General features: G+C 73.5%; 14 protein-coding genes. 7 read left to right on the top strand and 7 right to left on the bottom strand.

Annotation, left to right across the window (positions count from 1 at the left end):
- Positions 1 to 14: 14 nt before the first annotated feature.
- Complete coding sequence (locus ACIGXE_RS07145; RefSeq protein WP_399744356.1) at positions 15 to 581, top strand: PadR family transcriptional regulator; 567 nt, start codon at positions 15 to 17, stop codon at positions 579 to 581.
- A 114-nt stretch (positions 582 to 695) separates the two neighbouring features.
- Here ACIGXE_RS07145 and ACIGXE_RS07140 read toward each other — a convergent pair whose 3' ends face one another.
- Together ACIGXE_RS07140 and ACIGXE_RS07135 are read right to left on the bottom strand one after the other, a co-directional pair.
- On the bottom strand, positions 696 to 1,178 hold the full coding sequence (locus ACIGXE_RS07140) for an ATP-binding protein (protein WP_399744354.1): 483 nt from the start codon (positions 1,176 to 1,178) through the stop codon (positions 696 to 698).
- A 253-nt stretch (positions 1,179 to 1,431) separates the two neighbouring features.
- Positions 1,432 to 4,260 carry an ATP-binding protein gene (locus ACIGXE_RS07135; RefSeq protein ID WP_399744352.1) on the bottom strand — a complete coding sequence of 943 codons (2,829 nt, stop codon included), beginning with the start codon at positions 4,258 to 4,260 and terminating at the stop codon, positions 1,432 to 1,434.
- A 343-nt stretch (positions 4,261 to 4,603) separates the two neighbouring features.
- On the opposite strand from ACIGXE_RS07135, the gene ACIGXE_RS07130 reads away from it, so the two are divergent.
- Positions 4,604 to 7,069, top strand: a complete 2,466-nt coding sequence (locus tag ACIGXE_RS07130; RefSeq protein ID WP_399744350.1) for a polysaccharide lyase 8 family protein — start codon at positions 4,604 to 4,606, stop codon at positions 7,067 to 7,069.
- A gap of 77 nt (positions 7,070 to 7,146) precedes the next feature.
- Here ACIGXE_RS07130 and folE read toward each other — a convergent pair whose 3' ends face one another.
- From folE to ACIGXE_RS07115, 3 genes are all read right to left on the bottom strand, one after another.
- Entirely contained in the window at positions 7,147 to 7,803 is a 657-nt protein-coding gene (gene folE / locus ACIGXE_RS07125) for a GTP cyclohydrolase I FolE (protein ID WP_399744348.1), read from the bottom strand.
- A 1-nt stretch (position 7,804) separates the two neighbouring features.
- On the bottom strand, positions 7,805 to 8,248 hold the full coding sequence (locus ACIGXE_RS07120; RefSeq protein WP_399744347.1) for a hypothetical protein: 444 nt from the start codon (positions 8,246 to 8,248) through the stop codon (positions 7,805 to 7,807).
- A 107-nt stretch (positions 8,249 to 8,355) separates the two neighbouring features.
- The gene (locus ACIGXE_RS07115) at positions 8,356 to 8,901 is read right to left on the bottom strand and encodes a DUF2231 domain-containing protein (protein ID WP_399744345.1); all 546 of its coding nucleotides are present in this window, start codon (positions 8,899 to 8,901) and stop codon (positions 8,356 to 8,358) included.
- Positions 8,902 to 9,023: 122 nt separating this feature from the next.
- Between ACIGXE_RS07115 and ACIGXE_RS07110 the strand changes: the two genes are divergently transcribed.
- The gene (locus tag ACIGXE_RS07110; protein WP_399744343.1) at positions 9,024 to 9,893 is read left to right on the top strand and encodes a helix-turn-helix transcriptional regulator; all 870 of its coding nucleotides are present in this window, start codon (positions 9,024 to 9,026) and stop codon (positions 9,891 to 9,893) included.
- 7 nt (positions 9,894 to 9,900) lie between these two features.
- Here the strand turns inward: ACIGXE_RS07110 and ACIGXE_RS07105 are convergent, their stop codons facing one another.
- Positions 9,901 to 10,377: a hypothetical protein gene (locus tag ACIGXE_RS07105; protein WP_399744341.1), complete on the bottom strand. Its 477-nt coding sequence runs from the start codon at positions 10,375 to 10,377 to the stop codon at positions 9,901 to 9,903.
- A 152-nt stretch (positions 10,378 to 10,529) separates the two neighbouring features.
- Here ACIGXE_RS07105 and ACIGXE_RS07100 point away from each other — a divergent pair, with 152 nt between their 5' ends.
- The 4 genes from ACIGXE_RS07100 (at position 10,530) to modA (ending at position 14,145) form a co-directional block, all read left to right on the top strand.
- Positions 10,530 to 11,756, top strand: a complete 1,227-nt coding sequence (locus tag ACIGXE_RS07100; protein ID WP_399744339.1) for a sensor histidine kinase — start codon at positions 10,530 to 10,532, stop codon at positions 11,754 to 11,756.
- Between the two features lie 8 nt (positions 11,757 to 11,764).
- Positions 11,765 to 12,403 (top strand): response regulator, encoded by a 639-nt coding sequence (locus tag ACIGXE_RS07095; protein WP_399745148.1) that lies wholly within the window; start codon positions 11,765 to 11,767, stop codon positions 12,401 to 12,403.
- 99 nt (positions 12,404 to 12,502) lie between these two features.
- Entirely contained in the window at positions 12,503 to 12,901 is a 399-nt protein-coding gene (locus ACIGXE_RS07090; RefSeq protein ID WP_399744337.1) for a molybdopterin-binding protein, read from the top strand.
- Positions 12,902 to 13,347: 446 nt separating this feature from the next.
- Positions 13,348 to 14,145, top strand: a complete 798-nt coding sequence (gene modA / locus ACIGXE_RS07085; RefSeq protein WP_399744335.1) for a molybdate ABC transporter substrate-binding protein — start codon at positions 13,348 to 13,350, stop codon at positions 14,143 to 14,145.
- Positions 14,146 to 14,364: 219 nt separating this feature from the next.
- Here modA and ACIGXE_RS07080 read toward each other — a convergent pair whose 3' ends face one another.
- Positions 14,365 to 15,966, bottom strand: a complete 1,602-nt coding sequence (locus tag ACIGXE_RS07080; RefSeq protein ID WP_399744333.1) for a M4 family metallopeptidase — start codon at positions 15,964 to 15,966, stop codon at positions 14,365 to 14,367.
- Between the last annotated feature and the right edge of the window lie 115 nt (positions 15,967 to 16,081).

Here is a 16,081-nt window from a genome sequence, read left to right as displayed (position 1 = left end):
GGGAGCATGGCCCCATGCTCAAGCTCGCGATCCTCGGGTTCCTGTACGACCAGCCGCTGCACGGCTACGAGTTGCGCCGCCACCTGGTCGCCCTCACCGGTCACATCCGTCCGATCAGCGACGGCACGCTCTACCCGGCGATCAAGCGGCTGGAGGCCGAGGGCCTCCTCACGAGGGAGCGGGAGCCCGGCACCGTCGCCGCCCCCCGGCACACCCTGCACCTCACGCCCGCCGGGCGCGCGGCCCTGTTCGCGTGGCTCCGTGCACCCGAGGAACTGGACATCAGCGACGAGAACCGCTGGTTCACCGTGCTCGCGTTCCTGCGTCATCTCGACGACCCCGCCGCTCAGGCGGCGGTGCTGCGTCGCCGGCTGGCCTTCCTCAGCGAGCCGGCCAGCTTCTTCTACGAGGGCGCCCGACCGCTGCGCGCCGAGGAGATCACCGACCCGTTCCGCAGCGGCGTCCTGCTCGTCGCCAGGGCGACCTCACAGGCCGAACTCGCCTGGCTGCGGGACACCGTCGCCGCTCTCGACGGACCGGAGGGCCGGGCGCCGGGCGGCGCGCGTCGGGCGAGCGCCTGATCCGGCGGGCCCCCCGGACCGACCGGAGGAAGCGGGCCCCCGGGCCGACCGGAGGAAGACGGCCGTCCCCCACCGGTCCGCCACGCTGGTGCCCGTGTGACCGGGCGCGGTGGGTCAGTCCCGCAGCGACAGCTCCGCGATGACATGGGTACCGGTGGGCCGTGCGTGAACGGTGCAGCGCAGCGCGTACGCCTCGACGATCTCCAGGCCGCGTCCGCCGCAGACGAACTCGTCCTCGTGGCGGGGCCGGCCGGCCCGCGACCGCCACCGCCCGTTGTCCCTGACCTCGACGGCGAGGGTCGAGAGGTCGGCGGAGAGCAACAACGCGACGTCCTGGCCGCCGCTGTGCCGCACGGCGTTGCCGACGAGCTCGCTCACCACGAGTCCCAGGGCGTCGCCCGTTCCGGCCGGCAGGCCCCAGCAGCCGGCCACACCCCAGGCGAACCGTCGCAGGACCGGCACCGAAGCGGCGGTCGCGGCGGTCAGGCATCCCGCGGTCCGCCACGGGGCGCACGACAGGTCCGGCCGCTGCTGCGACTGGACGCGGGGCCGGACCTCGGCGAGGACGGCCGGACGGAGGTGCGGGACGGCGGGCATCGGGTCTCCCGGGACTGCGGACGGTTCCCCCGCTCTCCACGGTCCGTCCCAGGCCCGAGGGAAACAATCCGGGTCGGCGTCTTTAGGGGTACGCACGCGACGCCGGGAACCGTAAAGGGGATGCCCTCCGAGCCGGCGCCGGGGACGCCCGCCGAGCCCGGGGCCGGGGACGCCCGCCGAGCCCGGGGCCGGGGACGCCCGCCGAGCAGGGGCCGGGGTCACCCTCCAAGCCCGGGCCAGGCCCTGCCGGAGCTCACTTCTCCGGTCCGGGATCGCCGAGCGCGTCCGCCACGGCCTTGCGCGTGGTGCGCAGCTTGCGCAGCACGCTGGCCACGTGGTTCTCGACGGTCCGGGGCGACAGGTACAGGGTGTCCGCGATGACCTGGTTGGTCGCGCCGGCCGCCAGGAGTTCCGCCACCTGCCGTTCGCGGGGCGACAGGCGGTCCCCGTAGCCCCGGCGGCCGGGGGTGCCGGGCCCGGTGAGGCCGAGGTCCCGCATCAGGTGCCGGCAGCGGGACACGTCGGCCTGTGCCCCGAGTGCGGAGTAGCCCTCGACGGCCTCCGCCAGCCGCGCCGCGGCCTCGTCGGGCGCGCGGGCCGTGGCCAGCGCGTGGCCCTGGCGTTCGGCGGCGCGCGCCGCCTCGTACGGGCGCCCGATGTCCAGCCACCCGCGCCGGGCGGCGCCGAACTCCTCCCCCGCGCGAGCGGGGTCGCCGTCGAGGCCGAGGAGTCCGCGGGCCACATGGACCTCCGCCTCCGCCGCCGGTGCGTCCAGGCCTTCGACTCCCCGCCGCACCTCCTCGACGAGTTTCCGGGCCGAGGGGCGGTCGCCGCAGGCGAGTGCCGCCTCGACGGCCACCGGGACCAGCCCGGTCGCCTTGGTCCAGGACTGGGCGCCGCGCAGCACGGCCAGAGCGGGTTCGGCGGCGGCCCAGGCCTCCTGCTCCGCTCCCTGGGCAAGCCGGACGGACATGAGGCCCGCGGTGGCGCGCAGCTCGGTGCTCACCGCGATCTGCCGCACCCCGTACTTCATCGCCCGCTCGAAATGCTCCAGGGCGAGGCCCCGCTGCCCTCGCGCGAACGCCATGGTGCCGAGGGAGAGCACGCGCTCGGCATGGGGCACGCTGATGCCCGGATAGGCGGCGATCAGGGCGTCGAAGCGGGCCTCGAGACCGTCCCAGCGCCCGGCGAGCGTGTCCAGGCACAATTCGAGGACGCGCCCGTAGCACTCCACGATCACCGCGCCGGCCCGGCGGCCCTGCTCCCGGCTCTCCGCGACGAGCGCGGCGGCGCGGGCGTCGTGTCCGCTCGCGATGGCCGCCTCGGCGACGTTGTGGAGCGCCCGGGCGGTCTGCCAGAGCCTGGCCGGGGAGTCCGCCTCCCGCGGCAGCCGGTCGAGGAGGTCCCAGAGGGCGCGCTCCCCGCGCCAGCTGAGCAGGGTCAGGCGCGTCGCGTCGAAGGCGGCCTGGAAGTCCTCGTCCCCGCTGCCGTCGAGCACCTGCCGGGCCCGCTCCATCCAGCGTGCCGACCACGCGGGCCCGGCCCGTTCGTCGAGTGCGAGGGCGAGCATCCCCCGGCCGGCCGTGACGGGACGCTCGGACAGCTCCTCGACCGCGACTTCGAGTTCGCGCACCCAGGACGGGGAGGTGGCCTCGTTCAGCAGCAGCAGACCGAGCCCCAGGCGGATCTCGCCGCGGACCGCTCCGGGCAGGTGCGGGTCTCCCACCAGACGGCGCAGCAGCTGCGCGGCGGTGGTGAAGTCGACGCCGTTGTAGGCGATCCGCGCGAGCGCGGTGGCGGCCCGGGAGCGCCGGTCGGTGTCGAGGCCGGGCTCGTCCAGGATCCGGTGGAGCAGTGCGGCGGCCGTGCCCTGGTCGCCGACGGCGGCGGCCTGCTCGGCGGCCTCCTCGGCCCGGCGCAGCCACGCGGCGCGGTCGCCGAGCGCCAGGGTGTGATGGGCGATCTGCACGAGCGGGACGGGCGTCAGCTTCTGGAGCGCCGCCACGGCCGACCGGTGCAGCCGGGCGCGTCGCGGCGCCGGGACGTGCCGGTACGCGACCTGCTGGGCGAGGACGTGCCGGAAGGCGTACCGATGGTCCTCCGTCTCGTGGAGCAGCGAGCTGCGCAGCGCCTCGACCAGCCCCTCGGTGCCGGTCTCGGCGTCCAGGCCGGCGACGGCGGCGAGCAGCGCCTCGTCCGAGGGGACGGCGAGCACGGCCGCGGCGGCGACGATCGCCGCGCCCGCCGCGGACAGGGCTCCCAACCGCTCGGTGACCGCCTCGCGCAGCCCCTTCGGCACGTCGGTGTCCTGGAGGCGCCGGACCGCCTCCCGCTGGTCGATCGTGCCGCCCTGCTCGGCGAGCGTGAGCAGATCCTCCTCGGCGACCAGCGGCAGGCCCTCGCTCCGTTCGTACAGCGCGGCCGCCAGCGCGGGGGTGGCGACCGGGCCCAGCGCGGCGGAGGCCAGCTCCCGGACCTCCTCCTCCGTGAGCGGGCCGAGCCTGATGACCGCGCCGCTCGCGCCCGACGGGTGGCGGTACGCGGCGCCGAGCACCGACGCGTCCGGGGGCAGGTCCTCGGCGCGGTAGGTGAGGACGAGGCTGAGCTGGTCCGGCAGGTCGCGGGCGAGCAGCAGGAGCAGATCCCGGGTGGCCTCGTCCACCCAGTGCATGTCCTCGATGATCAGCGCGGTCGGCCCGAGGGCGCCGAGGAGTGCGCGCACGCCGTGGAGCAGCCGCAGCCGTTCCGCCTGCTCCCCTCCCGTCTCGGCGGGCGGCGGCGGAAGCCGGTCCGCCAGGCCCGGAAGCAGCCGGGCCAGTGCGCCGACGGCATCGGCCAGCCCGCCGTCCGGCAGCCAGGGGCCGGCCTTGGTCAGCGCGTCGGACACCGGACCGTACGGGAAGGGCTCGCGCAACGGCTGGCAGAAGCCGGTGAGGACCGGCAGGCCCTCCGCGCGCAGCATCGCGGCGGCCTCGCCGACCAGCCGCGACTTCCCGATCCCGGCCTCGCCCTCGATCAGCACGACCGCAGGAGGGTGCCGGACGGCCGCCATGAGCAGGTCCAGCTCACGTCGGCGTCCCACGTAACGGAAGGTGCCCACCGCTGTGGCCGCTCCCTGGCCGAGTGACCCCGCCACGCGCTCACCCACCTCGCCTCCGGACGTCCCCGGCCTTTCCAGCCTAAGCAGGGGTGCCCCGGCGGACGACCGGACGACGGCGCGGCGTGCTCTGCCCTCTTCCCCGGGCACGAAGGGGAGGTGGGACCGGACGGGCGGCCCGACGGGGGCGCGCACGCCTCTTGACGGAGCATTTCCGGCCATGGGAGAAAGCGCTTGCTGTCCCGTAGTCCCCTGCCTGCCCTGGGACGGCCCTCCACCGCCCGCGCGTCATCCCCCCTCCCCGAGACTCGCCCTGAGAGGTGGCCACATGCATCCGGAACCGTCTCCGTCGGACCCGGGCCGCCCGTCCCGACGCGGAATCCTGCGCGCCGCGATCGCCGCCGCGGCCCTGGCCCCCGCCTCCGTCGCCGCGGCGGGCACCGCGTCCGCGGCGGACACCGCGGGCGCCGGCGAGGCCGCCGACGCCTACGGCGCCCTGCGCGGGGTGTGGCGCGACCTGATCCTCGGCACCGGTTTCTCCCCGACGGCCGAACCGTTCGCGAGCAGGCTCGCCGCCCTGGGAACCTCCGCCGCGAACCTGCGCTCCACCATGTCCCCGGCCTCCGGCTCCCTCTGGCCCGATCTGCCCTATGCCGACCCGGAACCGGACACGGACGCCGAGTCGTACACGTACTCCGGCAACCTCAACAGCAGCTTCAACCGGCTGCGGACCCTGGCCGAGGCGTACAGCCAGCCCGGCACCGGACTGACCGGGAACAGCGCGCTGCGCGACGAGATCCTCGCCGGCCTGGACCACCTGCACGACCAGGCGTACCACCAGGGCCAGACCCGGTACGGCAACTGGTACAGCTGGCAGATCGGCGCTCCGCAGGCCCTGCTCGACATCGACGTGATGCTGTACGAGCACCTCGGGGCCGGCCGCGTCGCCGACCACTGCGCCGCGATCGACCACTTCGTGCCCGACAGCGCTGTCGCCGCCTACAGCGGCACCTCCACCGGCGCCAACCGGGTCGACCTGTGCCGCGTCCTCGCCCTGCGGGGAGCCGTGGGCGGGAACGCCGCCAAGCTGTCGCTCGCGCGTGACGCCCTCTCCCCCGTCTTCCCGTACGTCTCGACGGGCGACGGCCTCTACCAGGACGGCAGCTTCGTCCAGCACCTGTACGTCCCCTACGCGGGGTCGTACGGCTCTGTCATGCTCGGCGGGCTGTCGCTGCTGTTCGCCCTGCTCAAGGGCACTCCCTGGGAGGTCACCGACCCCGGCCGACAGGTCGTCCTGGACTCCGTGGAGAAGGCCTACGCACCGTTCGTCCTCAACGGCCTCGCCATGGACCTGGTGTCCGGGCGCGCCATCAGCCGCGGGATACAGAAGACCGACCCCGCCGCCACCCACCAGGACGACCATCTGCGTGGCCACGGGATCATCGCCTGCGTCGCGCTCCTCGGCGTGAGCGCGTCCCCGGCGGAGAAGAACCGCTGGGACCAGATGATCAAGGGCTGGATCACCCGCGACTACTACCGCCCCGTGCTGTCCAGTCCCGCTCTCGGCGTCGCCCAGCTGGCCCGGCTCAAGACCGTCGACGACAGCGTCCCCACCGGCTCCGCCGAGCCGACCGGACACCGGCTGTTCCCCTCGATGGACCGGGCGGTGCACCGCCGGCCGGGCTGGACGGCCGCCGTGGCCATGGCCTCGAACCGGATCACCTACTACGAGAACGGCAACGGCGAGAACCTCCGGGCCTGGCACAGCGGCTCCGGAATGCTCTACTGGTGGGGCGGCACGTTCGCCAACGGGCAGTACACCGACGACTTCTGGCCCACCGTCGACCCCTACCGGCTGCCGGGCACCACCGCGTCCCGCAAGCCGCTCGCGGACGGCGAGGGCGGCGCCTGGGGCGCGGCACGCCCGGACGTGCGCTGGGTCGGCGGGGCCGGCGACGGCACCTACGGGATCGTCGGCCAGTACCTCAAGGGGCTCTCCTCGACCCTGCTCGCGAAGAAGTCCTGGCTGTTCCTGGACGACGCGGTGGTCTGCCTGGGCGCCGGCATCCACGGCCGGGACGGCACGGGCGTCGAGTCCGTCGTCGAGAACCGCAACCTGGGCGCGACCGGCACGCACGCCTTCACCGTCGACGGCACCGCCCAGTCCACCGCACCGGGCTGGAGCGCCACCCTGACCGGGGCCCGCTGGGCGCACCTGGCCGGCCACGCGGGATACGTCTTCCCCGGGGGCGCGACCGTCAAGGCGCTGCGCGAAGCCCGTACGGGCGCGTGGTCCGACATCAACCGGTCGGCCGTCACGGATCCGGTCACCCGCCGCTACCTGACACTGTGGTTCGACCACGGTACGGACCCGACCTGGGCGACCTACGCCTATCTCCTCATGCCCGGCGCCACGGCCCAGCAGACCGCGGCCCGCGCCGCGGACGCCTCCTGGCTCACCGTCCTGGCCAACACCGACGCACAGCAGGGCGCCCGGGTCGCCTCGCTCGGCCTCACCGCGGTCAACTTCTGGCTGGCCGGCACCGTGGGTCCGCTGACCGCCTCGCAGCCCGCCGCCGTGCTGGTCCGCGAGAGCGGCGGCACCGCCACCGTCTCGGTCTCCGGCCCCCTCCGCACGGGCGACCTCGTCGACGTCACCTGGAACCGCCCGGTCACCTCGGTGACCGCCCACGACCCCTCCGTCGAGGTCCTCTCCACGGGCACCGCCCTGAAGTTGCGGGTCACCCCCGGCACCCAGGGCGCCGTGCACAGGGCCTCGGTGGCCCTGGGCTGAGGCCGCGTCGCGGGGGCGGCGCGTCGCCTCCGGACACCCGCGGGGCGAGCCGCGGGGGTCCGAGGTGCGCTCGGTGGTCAGGGGGTCGTTCCGGTCAGGGCGAGGAACTCGCCGCGGGATCGGGCGTCGGAGCGCAGGAGGCCGAGGAGGGTCGAGGTCAGGGTGCTGGAGCCGGCGGCCTGGACGCCGCGCAGGGTCATGCAGGCGTGTTCGGCTTCGATGACCACGCCGACGCCTTTGGGCTCCAGGTGGGTCTGGAGCCAGTCGGCGACCTGCTTGGTCAGGCGCTCCTGCACCTGGGGGCGGCAGGCGAAGTGCTCGACGACCCGGGCCAGTTTGGAGAGGCCGAGGATGCGGGCGCCGGGCAGGTAGCCGACGTGCGCGGTGCCGACCACGGGCAGGAGATGGTGCTCGCAGACCGTCCGCACCGGGATGCGCCGCGCCAGGACGAGCTCGTCGTAGCCCTCGTCGTTGGGGAACGTCGTCAGGTCGAAGGGCCGGGGACTGAAGAGTTCGGCGTAGGCGCGGGCCATGCGACCGGGTGTGCCGCGCAAACTCTCGGAGGCCGTCGAGATGCCGAGGGCCCTCAGGAACTGCCCGGCCGCCGCCTCCGCGGCGGCGAGGTCGATCTCCTCCGGTTCGTGGACGACGCGCAGGGCGGGCCGTACGGGCGCCGGCTCGTCGTCGTACGGGTCGTCGACGCGGGTGGTGCCGCGGTGGGAGCGCTCGGTCATCTCAGCTGCCCCCGATGCCGAGGGCGGTGAGCAGGACGAGGACGAGGGTGGCCACGGCGAGGAGGCCGTGGGCCAGGACCACCGCCACGGGGAAGTGGCGTTCGGCGGGGACGGTCTCGTCGGTCGGTCGAGCCGTCGCCGCCGCCGCGGGCCCGGCACGGTGGACGGGGATCCAGCGGGCCAGCATCACGAATCCCAGCAGGGCGACGGGGAGCAGCAGGCCGAAGGACGTCCACGCCAGGGCGGTCCTGTCGGCCACGAGGTAGACGATCCACACCACCAGTCCGATCGCGGCCAGGGCGAAGTGGCCGAAGACGACGGGGGCGGGCAGGCGGCTGGTGCCGGTCGCCTGTTGCCGGATTCCGCCGCGCCGGATCCAGGTGCCGAGCATGTAGAAGCCGCCGAGAGCGGTGACCACCCAGGTGATCAGAGCGGCGATGTCCATGGGGAACTCCGAGGTGAGAGCGGGGGGGAGCGGGTGGTGGCGAGAGGGACGCGGGGAGCCGGGCGTCCGGTCGGCGAGCGGCTGTCGCGGAGGGGCAGGCACCCGGGTCACGCGTCGTCGGCGCTCCCGCGGCCGCGTGCGGGTGTGTAGCCCTCGGCCTGGGTGCGCTCGTCGGCGACCCGTACTCCGTAGCGGTACGCGAGCTTGCCGCCCAGGAAGCCCGAGACACCCAGCGCCGCCACGCTGACGGCGGAGAGGACGAGCTGTCCGGTTCCGACCCTGTCGCCGTCCGCGTGGTCGTCCAGACGCCAGAGGAAGTTGCCGGCGTAGGCCGCGGTCACCAGCAGGTTCATGGTCATGTGGACCAGGGCGGTGCGAAACGCCGGGGTCCTGGCGGGAATCGCGAACAGGTCCAGGAAACCGGCCATGGCCGCCGACAGCGCCCCGATCACCCCGACCGCGATGAGCCATTCCGAAGCCTGGGTCAGGAATCCCGGACGGTCCACGACCTGGGACGCGATGTCGAACACGAGGCCGGTCACCCAGGCGCCGATCGGCACGGTGACGAGGATCGGGTGGAACGGGTGCCCGTAGGGCCCGGCGAGCGCGGCACTGACCGGGCGCTTCGCCTGCAGCTGTGACTCGTCGGTCATCGGAACCGCCTCCCTAGTTTCACCAACAATTGTTGGTCTTATTACGGGAGGGAGTCAAGACGTGCAGCGCATGGCGGGTGCAGCACGCTTGTGCCCACGCCCGTGGGAGTTACCGTTGTCCTGTGGCTTCCGAACCGAGCGCGCCGGCCGGCAGCGCCATCGACTCCGTCAGCGTCCTGAGCGAGGACTCGCGCCGGCGCATGTTCGCCTTCATCCGCCGCGCCCGCCGCGCCGTCACCCGCGACGAGGCCGCCGCGAGCGTCGGCATCTCCCGCAAGCTCGCCGCCTTCCACCTCGACAAGCTCGTCGACGCCGGCCTGCTCCGCGCGCGCTACGAAACGCCCGGCGGGGTCCGCAAGGTGGGCAGGCAGCCCAAGGTGTACGAGCCCACCGACGCCCAGATCACCGTGAGCATCCCCGACCGCCGTCACGAGCTCCTGGCCGAGCTGCTCCTGGACGCCGTCCTGGCGGAGGGAAAGGGCGAGAGCGCGGCGCAGGCGGCGGTACGGACGGCCGAGGAGCGCGGCCGGCAGCTGGGTGAGGCCGCGCGGGAGGACGCCCGCCCCGGCCGCCTGGGAGCCGAGCGGGGACTGACCGTGTGCGAGCACCTGCTGGACGGGTACGGGTACGAGCCCGTCCGGGACACCCCCACCCACCTGCGGCTGCGCAACTGCCCCTTCCACCCGCTGGCCGCGAAGGCCCCCGACCTGGTGTGCGGGATGAACCTCGCCTTTCTCGGCGGCTACCTGGGCGGTCTGGAGGTCAAGGGCATCCAGGCCGTCCTCGCCCCCGAGCCCGGGGAGTGCTGCGTGCGGCTCGGGCCGAGCGACGACGATCACGCCGAACCGGTCGGCCGGTCGGGGCAGGCGGCCGAGGTGGACCGGACGGACGAGGCGCACGAGGCGGAGCAGGTGGAGGAGTCCGGCCAGGCCGATCAGGCGGGGCGGGCGGACCAGGCGGGGCGGGCGGACCAGGTGATCCAGAACCGCTGACCTGACGTCACCTGGAACGTCCTCCGGAGACGGCCAGCGTCACGCACAGGCCCGCCAGCGGCAGTTCCGCCAGCGCGGCCATGGCGACGGCAACGGCCTGTTCCAGGCCGGGACTTGCGGTGGCGAGGTCGACGCAGGCGTCGGCGACGAGGAGCACGGCCGCGGCGGCCGCCGGGACACGGTAGCGGGAATCGCCGCGCAGGACGCGGGTGCCCGCGGTCAGCAACGCGGCCGCCTCCAGGGTGTCGAGGGTGACCCAGCCGGCCGCTTCGGCGGGCGGCAGCGTGCCCGCGAGGTAGCCCAGCCAGGGCAGCAGGGCCAGGCCGGCGCCCACCAGGACCCGCCCCCGCAGGCGGCGGACGCGGCCGAGGGGTCCGGCGCCTGCGCCGTGCCGGGGAGCGCGGCCCGTGACGCGGTCGAACGGGCCGGAAGGGACGGAGCGAACGGCGGTCAGGGCCATCGGGGAACTGCCTCTCGTGGTCACGAACCCGGCTCCCGGGCTCGTGATCAACACTCCGCGTCCGCCGGGCCGGAGTCAGTAACGCCCTTGTCCGGCTTGGGGTGGTACCAGCTACACCCCCCTCCCGGACACCAGGTACATGGCGGCCCGCGAGGCCGTGCGCCTACGGTTGGATCATGAACGTCCCACCCCGTGCCCGGCGCGCGCTGACCCGCGTGTTGCGGGACACGTCCTTCCTCGCCCTGGGAGTGCCGCTGCATCTCCTCATGGCCTGCGTGCTGTTCGCGGTCTTCGGCCTCACGTGGGAGATCGTCGAGGGGCGAGACGCCCAGGCGCCGGTGATGCTGGGGTTCCTGGTGGCGCTCGGAGCGGGCTGCGTCCCGGTCCTCACCGCGGCCCAACGACGGCGCTTCCGGCGGCTGCTCGGCGTGGACATCCCCCGCCCGGGACGGCGGCGGCCGCGCCGCCAGATCGGCTACCACTGTGCCGTCGGACCGCTGCTCGGCGGTCTCGAGGCGCTGCTGCTGTCCCTGCTGGCGGCCGGGCTGGCCGCCGCCACGGTGTACGGGTGGATCTGGGCGGTCCCGTGGCGGTGGCGGATCGAGCACCCGGGGTACACCACGCAGGCGTTGTACGTCTCCGTGGCGGGCCTCGCCGCGCTCGCCGCGGTGCCCGCCCTGGCCGCGGCGCTGGTCCGGGCGGAGAGCCACCTCGGTCCGGCTCTGCTCGGGCCCGACCCGAGCGAGGACCTGGCGCAGCGGGTCGCCGACCTCACCGAGAGCCGCGCCGGAGCCGTGGACGCCGCGGACGCCGAACGGCGCCGCATCGAACGGGACCTGCACGACGGCGCCCAGCAGCGCCTGGTCTCCCTGGCGTTGAACCTGGGCATCGCCAAGGCGACGCTGACCGACCTGCCGCCCGAGGCGCTCGCCGTGATCGACGCGGCCCACCGGGAGGCGAAGGACGCGATCGAGGAGCTCGACAACCTCGTGCGCGGGCTGCATCCCTCCGTACTCGACGAACTGGGCCTCGACGCGGCCCTGTCCGGTCTCGCGGCCCGCTCCCCGCTACCGGTGCGACTACGGGTGGACCTGCCGCCGCACCTGCCGCAGCGCGCGACTCCCGCGGTCGAGGCGGTGGCGTACTTCGTCGTCTCCGAGGCCCTGACGAACATCGCCAAGCACGCGCGGGAGGCGACGCGGGCGGACGTGACGGTCAGCCGGCTGGGCGACATACTGCGGGTGGTGATCGCCGACGACGGGGTGGGCGGGGCCGATCCGTCCGGGGGAAGCGGCCTGAGGGGCCTCGCCCAGCGCGTGCGGTCCGTGGACGGGACCTTCCGGATGAGCAGTCCCACAGGGGGACCGACCGTGATCGATGTGGAGCTGCCGTGCCCGACGTGAGACGCGCCGTGATCGCCGAGGATTCCGTGCTGCTGCGGATCGGGCTGGTGAAGGTGCTGGAGATGGCGGGCTTCGAGGTCGCGGCCGAGACCGGCGACGCGCCCGGACTGCTGGCGGCGGTCGAGGAGCACCGGCCCGACCTGGCGGTGGTGGACGTCCGCATGCCCCCTGGCTTCACCGACGAGGGGGTCCGCGCCGCCCTGTCGATCCGCGCGAACCGTCCGGGGACCGCCGTGCTGCTGCTCTCCCAGTACGTCGAGGAACGGTACGCGGCCGAACTGCTCGCCACGAACACCAGTGGCGTGGGCTATCTGCTCAAGCAACGGGTCGCGGACGTCGAGGAGTTCATCGAGGCGCTGCGCCGGGTGAGCGGCGGCGGCACCGCGCTCGATCCCCAGGTCGTGGCCCAGCTCCTGGTGCGCCGGCCGAGCGACCCGCTGGACCGCCTGACCCCGCGGGAGCGCGAGGTCCTCGCCCTGATGGCGGAGGGCCGCTCCAACGCGGGCATCGCCGCCCAGCTCGTGGTCGGCGAAAGCGCGGTGGCGAAGCACATCAACAGCATCCTCGCCAAGCTGGACCTGCCCCCGACGGACGCCGACCACCGCCGCGTCCTGGCGGTCCTGCGCTTCCTGGGCGTGACCGGCTAGGGCGTGCCTTTCGGATCAGGCCGGCTCGTGACTTCCGGGGCCGTCGAAGGGCGCCCGGACCGGTCCGCCGGCTGCAGGCACGTCGCCTAGAGTGAGGGCGTGCCGTCGTACAGCATTGGGCAGGCCGCGCAGCTGCTCGCAGTGAGTTCGGAGACCGTTCGCCGGTGGGCGGACGGCGGCAGGCTCGGCATGGAGCGGGACGGGGCCGGCAAGCGGGTGATCGAGGGCGTGGCCCTGGCCCGCTTCGCCCGGGAGCGGGGCGCGGGCCTGCACGCGGTGCCCGAGGACGACGTGTCGACGTCGGTGCGGAACGCGTTCGTGGGGATCGTGACGGCCGTACGGGTCGACGACGTGGCCGCGCAGGTGGAGGTCCAGTCGGGCCCGCACCGGCTGGTGTCGCTGGTGACGCGGGAGGCCGTCGAGGAGCTGGCGCTCGACGTCGGCGTCACGGTGACCGCCCGCGTGAAGTCGACGAGCGTGCACATCGACGTGCCCTGACCGCGCCGGAGCGTCCGACTCCGTCGGCCTGCGGGCGCCGAGCCCATGAGCGAGAGCCCCTTCCATCCCGGCGCTCCCGCCTTCACCCACGCCCTGCGCCATCGGCATCCGGATCGGCTTCCGCCCCGTACCCGGATCCTCTCCGTCCGAGGAGCGAGACCACCGACCGCGACCCTCGGACCTTCCTACGGACGGGTTCTTATTCGCGATGGAGAGTCGTACAACCTTGTTGCAGATGAGAGCTTAACCGGCCTACGGTGTCGCATATGCAGTCCTGCACCAACGGGGACCGGAAGTCGGCAGGCAGGCCACCGCCCGCGTGAAGTCGGCCAGAGTGCACATCGACCGCACCTGACCCCCTCAGGCAGTACCGAGACACCTCAGCCGTCGGCGCGACCGGCCGCTCTCCCCGCACTTCTCGTTCGTCCTCAAGGAGTTCAACCGCCATGTCCCTGAACATCTCCGGACGTCGCGCCGCCGCTGCCGCCCTCACCGCGGCCCTGCTCGTCCCGCTCGCCGCCTGCTCGTCGAACGACGACTCCGAGAAGGACACCGGCGGCTCCACCGGCAGCGCGCCCCAGGCGGACCTCACGGTCCTCGCCGCCGCCTCCCTCACCGACGTCTTCAAGACCGCCGGCGCCGCCTACGAGAAGGCGCACCCGGGCACGAAGATCACGTTCTCCTTCGCCGGCTCGCAGGAGCTCGTCGCCCAGGTCTCGCAGGGTGCGCCCGCCGACGTCCTGGTCACCGCCGACACCAAGAGCATGGACAAGGTGAAGGCCGACGCGGGCGCGCCGACGATCATCGCGAAGAACCGGCTCGTCATCGCCACCGGCGAGGGCAACCCGAAGAAGATCGACGAGCTGAAGGACCTCGCGGACACCCGGCTGAAGGTCGTCCTCGCGGCCCCGGAGGTGCCGGCCGGCAAGTACAGCAAGCAGATCCTCGACAAGCAGAAGATCACGGTGAAGCCGGTCTCCCAGGAGCCCAACGTGCGCGCCGTGCTCAGCAAGGTCGAACTCGGCGAGGCGGACGCGGGCCTGGTCTACAAGACCGACGCCGAGAGCGCCAAGGACAAGGTCGACGCGGTGGAGATCCCCGACGAGCAGAACGCCGTCGCCAAGTACCCGGCCGCCACGCTGAAGGACTCCAAGAACGCCGCGGCCGCCGCCGCGTTCGTCGCCTGGCTGTCCTCGCCCGAGGGCCAGAAGATCCTCCAGGACGCCGGCTTCCAGAAGCCGTAGGCGACCGGGGTCACCCCGATCGCGAGGGGCTGCCCGTTTCGGGGGAACGGGCAGCCCCTCCGTTTCATGTCCCCCGCGCCCGATCAGGCGGCGGAGAGGGAGGTCTCTGTCGGCCGGCGCCTTCGCCGAGGCTCGGTGAACGCCTCGGGCCCGGTCGTCATGACCGGGCCCGAGGTGGGGGTCCTGGGCGGGGCCCAGGATCAGGGGGGTGGCGGAGTGTCAGAGGACGTTGACCGCGGCCCAGGCCGCTGCCACGGTGGCGTACTCGGGGCTGGTGGCGCCGTAGAGGTCCTTGGCCGCGTTCAGGGTCGCGGCGCGGGCACCCTTGTAGTCCGTGGTCGAGGTCATGTAGACGGTCAGCGCGCGGTACCAGACGGCCGCGGCCTTCTGGTTGCCGATGCCGGTCACCGTGGAGCCGTTGTACGTCGGGCTGTTGTAGGTGACGCCGTTGATCGTCTTGGTGCCGCTGCCCTCGCTGGCGAGGTAGAACCAGTGGTTGCCGACGCCCGAGGAGTTGTGCACGTCGAGCCGGCCGACGGACTTCGACCAGTAGTCGGCGGAGCGGCCGTCCAGGGACGGCTTGTCCATGCGGCGCAGCCACGGCGGGGTGGACTGGTCGCTGAAGAGGTAGTCGGGGGTGTCGATCGAGTTGTTGGCGTACCACTCGACCATCGTGCCGAAGATGTCGCTGGTGGCCTCGTTGAGACCGCCGGACTCGCCGCTGTAGCGCAGGTTGGCGGTGGCGGAGGTGACGCCGTGGGTCATCTCGTGGCCCATGGTGTCGAGGTCGACCTGCTCGGGGTCGACCGTGCCGTTGCCGTCGCCGGTCATCATGCAGAAGCAGGCGTCCGACCACTGGGCGTTGTCCCAGTTGGTGCCGACGTGGACGAAGACGGTGGCGCCGCGGCCGTCGTTCTTGATGCCGTTGCGCCCGAAGACGCTCTTGTAGTAGTCGAACGTCTTCGCGGTGTTGGCGTGCGCGTCGACGGCCGCGGTGGAGCGGTCGGTGGAGAACTTCCGGCCGTCGCCCCAGATGTTGTCGGCGTCGGTGAACAGCGTGCCCGAGGAGCTGTTCAGGGAGGAGGCCGAGGCGTTGCGGGCGTCCTTGGTGATGTGCTTGCGGAGCGGGTCGATCAGGGCGAAGGTGCCGTCGGCCTGCTGCGTGGTGTCGATGGTGACGTCGCCGGTGTACTCGGAGTGGCCCGTGCCGGTGGCCTCGTGCTCGACGTCGTAGTTCTCGATCGGGGCACCGGTGGTGGCGTCGGTGACGAAGACCTCGCCGTGCGGCTGGCCCTTGTCGCCCAGGCCCTGGACGGTGGTGCGCCAGGCCAGGCGGGGGGTACCGTCGGCGGCCCACACGATCAGCTCGGGGGTGGACCGGCCGTTGCTGACCAGTCCCTGCGAGCGCTTCAGGGCGCCGGCCGCGGTGCCCTTGGCGTCGACGCCGGGGGTGACGGACGCGAGCGCCACCTTGTGGGCCTTGGCGTGGCTGGAGCCCTTGAGCGAGCCGTCGGCCTTCTGGTGGACGACGAAGTCGCCGCCGACGACGGGGAGGCCCTGGTAGGTGCGCTCGAAGCGGACGTGCTGCGTGCCGTCGGCGTCGATCACGACGTCCTTGGCCTGCAGCGCCTGGCCCGCCCCGAAACCGAAGGTGTCGGCGTGCCGGGTCACGTTCGCCTCGGCCCGGGATATCGCCGTGTCGCGGACGGAGGTTCCGTGCTGCGACGCGTGGGGCTGCGAGTACGCCGGTGCGGCCAGCGCGCTCGTGGTGATGACACCGGCGGCGACCATCGTGGAAAGGGCAAGGAGGGGACGGGGCATGACGCGGTGTTTCCTTCGCTCGTCGTGGGGGTGACGACGTCCTCGGACGTTGACGCGAAGTGTTCACCAGGTGACATGTTCCTGACGTGATCCCAGGTGGGATATAGCCGCGGGG

The sequence above is a fragment of the Streptomyces sp. NPDC053431 genome, from assembly GCF_044544925.1.
Lineage (GTDB): Bacteria > Actinomycetota > Actinomycetes > Streptomycetales > Streptomycetaceae > Streptomyces.
This window is presented reverse-complemented; position numbering and strand designations above follow the sequence as displayed.

Coding starts and splice junctions, on each gene's coding strand:
- ACIGXE_RS07145 (WP_399744356.1), top strand. CDS start 15: ATGCTCAAGCTCGCGATCCTCGGGTTCCTGTACGACCAGCCGCTGCAC.
- ACIGXE_RS07140 (WP_399744354.1), bottom strand. CDS start 1,178: ATGCCCGCCGTCCCGCACCTCCGTCCGGCCGTCCTCGCCGAGGTCCGG.
- ACIGXE_RS07130 (WP_399744350.1), top strand. CDS start 4,604: ATGCATCCGGAACCGTCTCCGTCGGACCCGGGCCGCCCGTCCCGACGC.
- folE (WP_399744348.1), bottom strand. CDS start 7,803: ATGACCGAGCGCTCCCACCGCGGCACCACCCGCGTCGACGACCCGTAC.
- ACIGXE_RS07120 (WP_399744347.1), bottom strand. CDS start 8,248: ATGGACATCGCCGCTCTGATCACCTGGGTGGTCACCGCTCTCGGCGGC.
- ACIGXE_RS07115 (WP_399744345.1), bottom strand. CDS start 8,901: ATGACCGACGAGTCACAGCTGCAGGCGAAGCGCCCGGTCAGTGCCGCG.
- ACIGXE_RS07100 (WP_399744339.1), top strand. CDS start 10,530: ATGAACGTCCCACCCCGTGCCCGGCGCGCGCTGACCCGCGTGTTGCGG.
- modA (WP_399744335.1), top strand. CDS start 13,348: ATGTCCCTGAACATCTCCGGACGTCGCGCCGCCGCTGCCGCCCTCACC.
- ACIGXE_RS07080 (WP_399744333.1), bottom strand. CDS start 15,966: ATGCCCCGTCCCCTCCTTGCCCTTTCCACGATGGTCGCCGCCGGTGTC.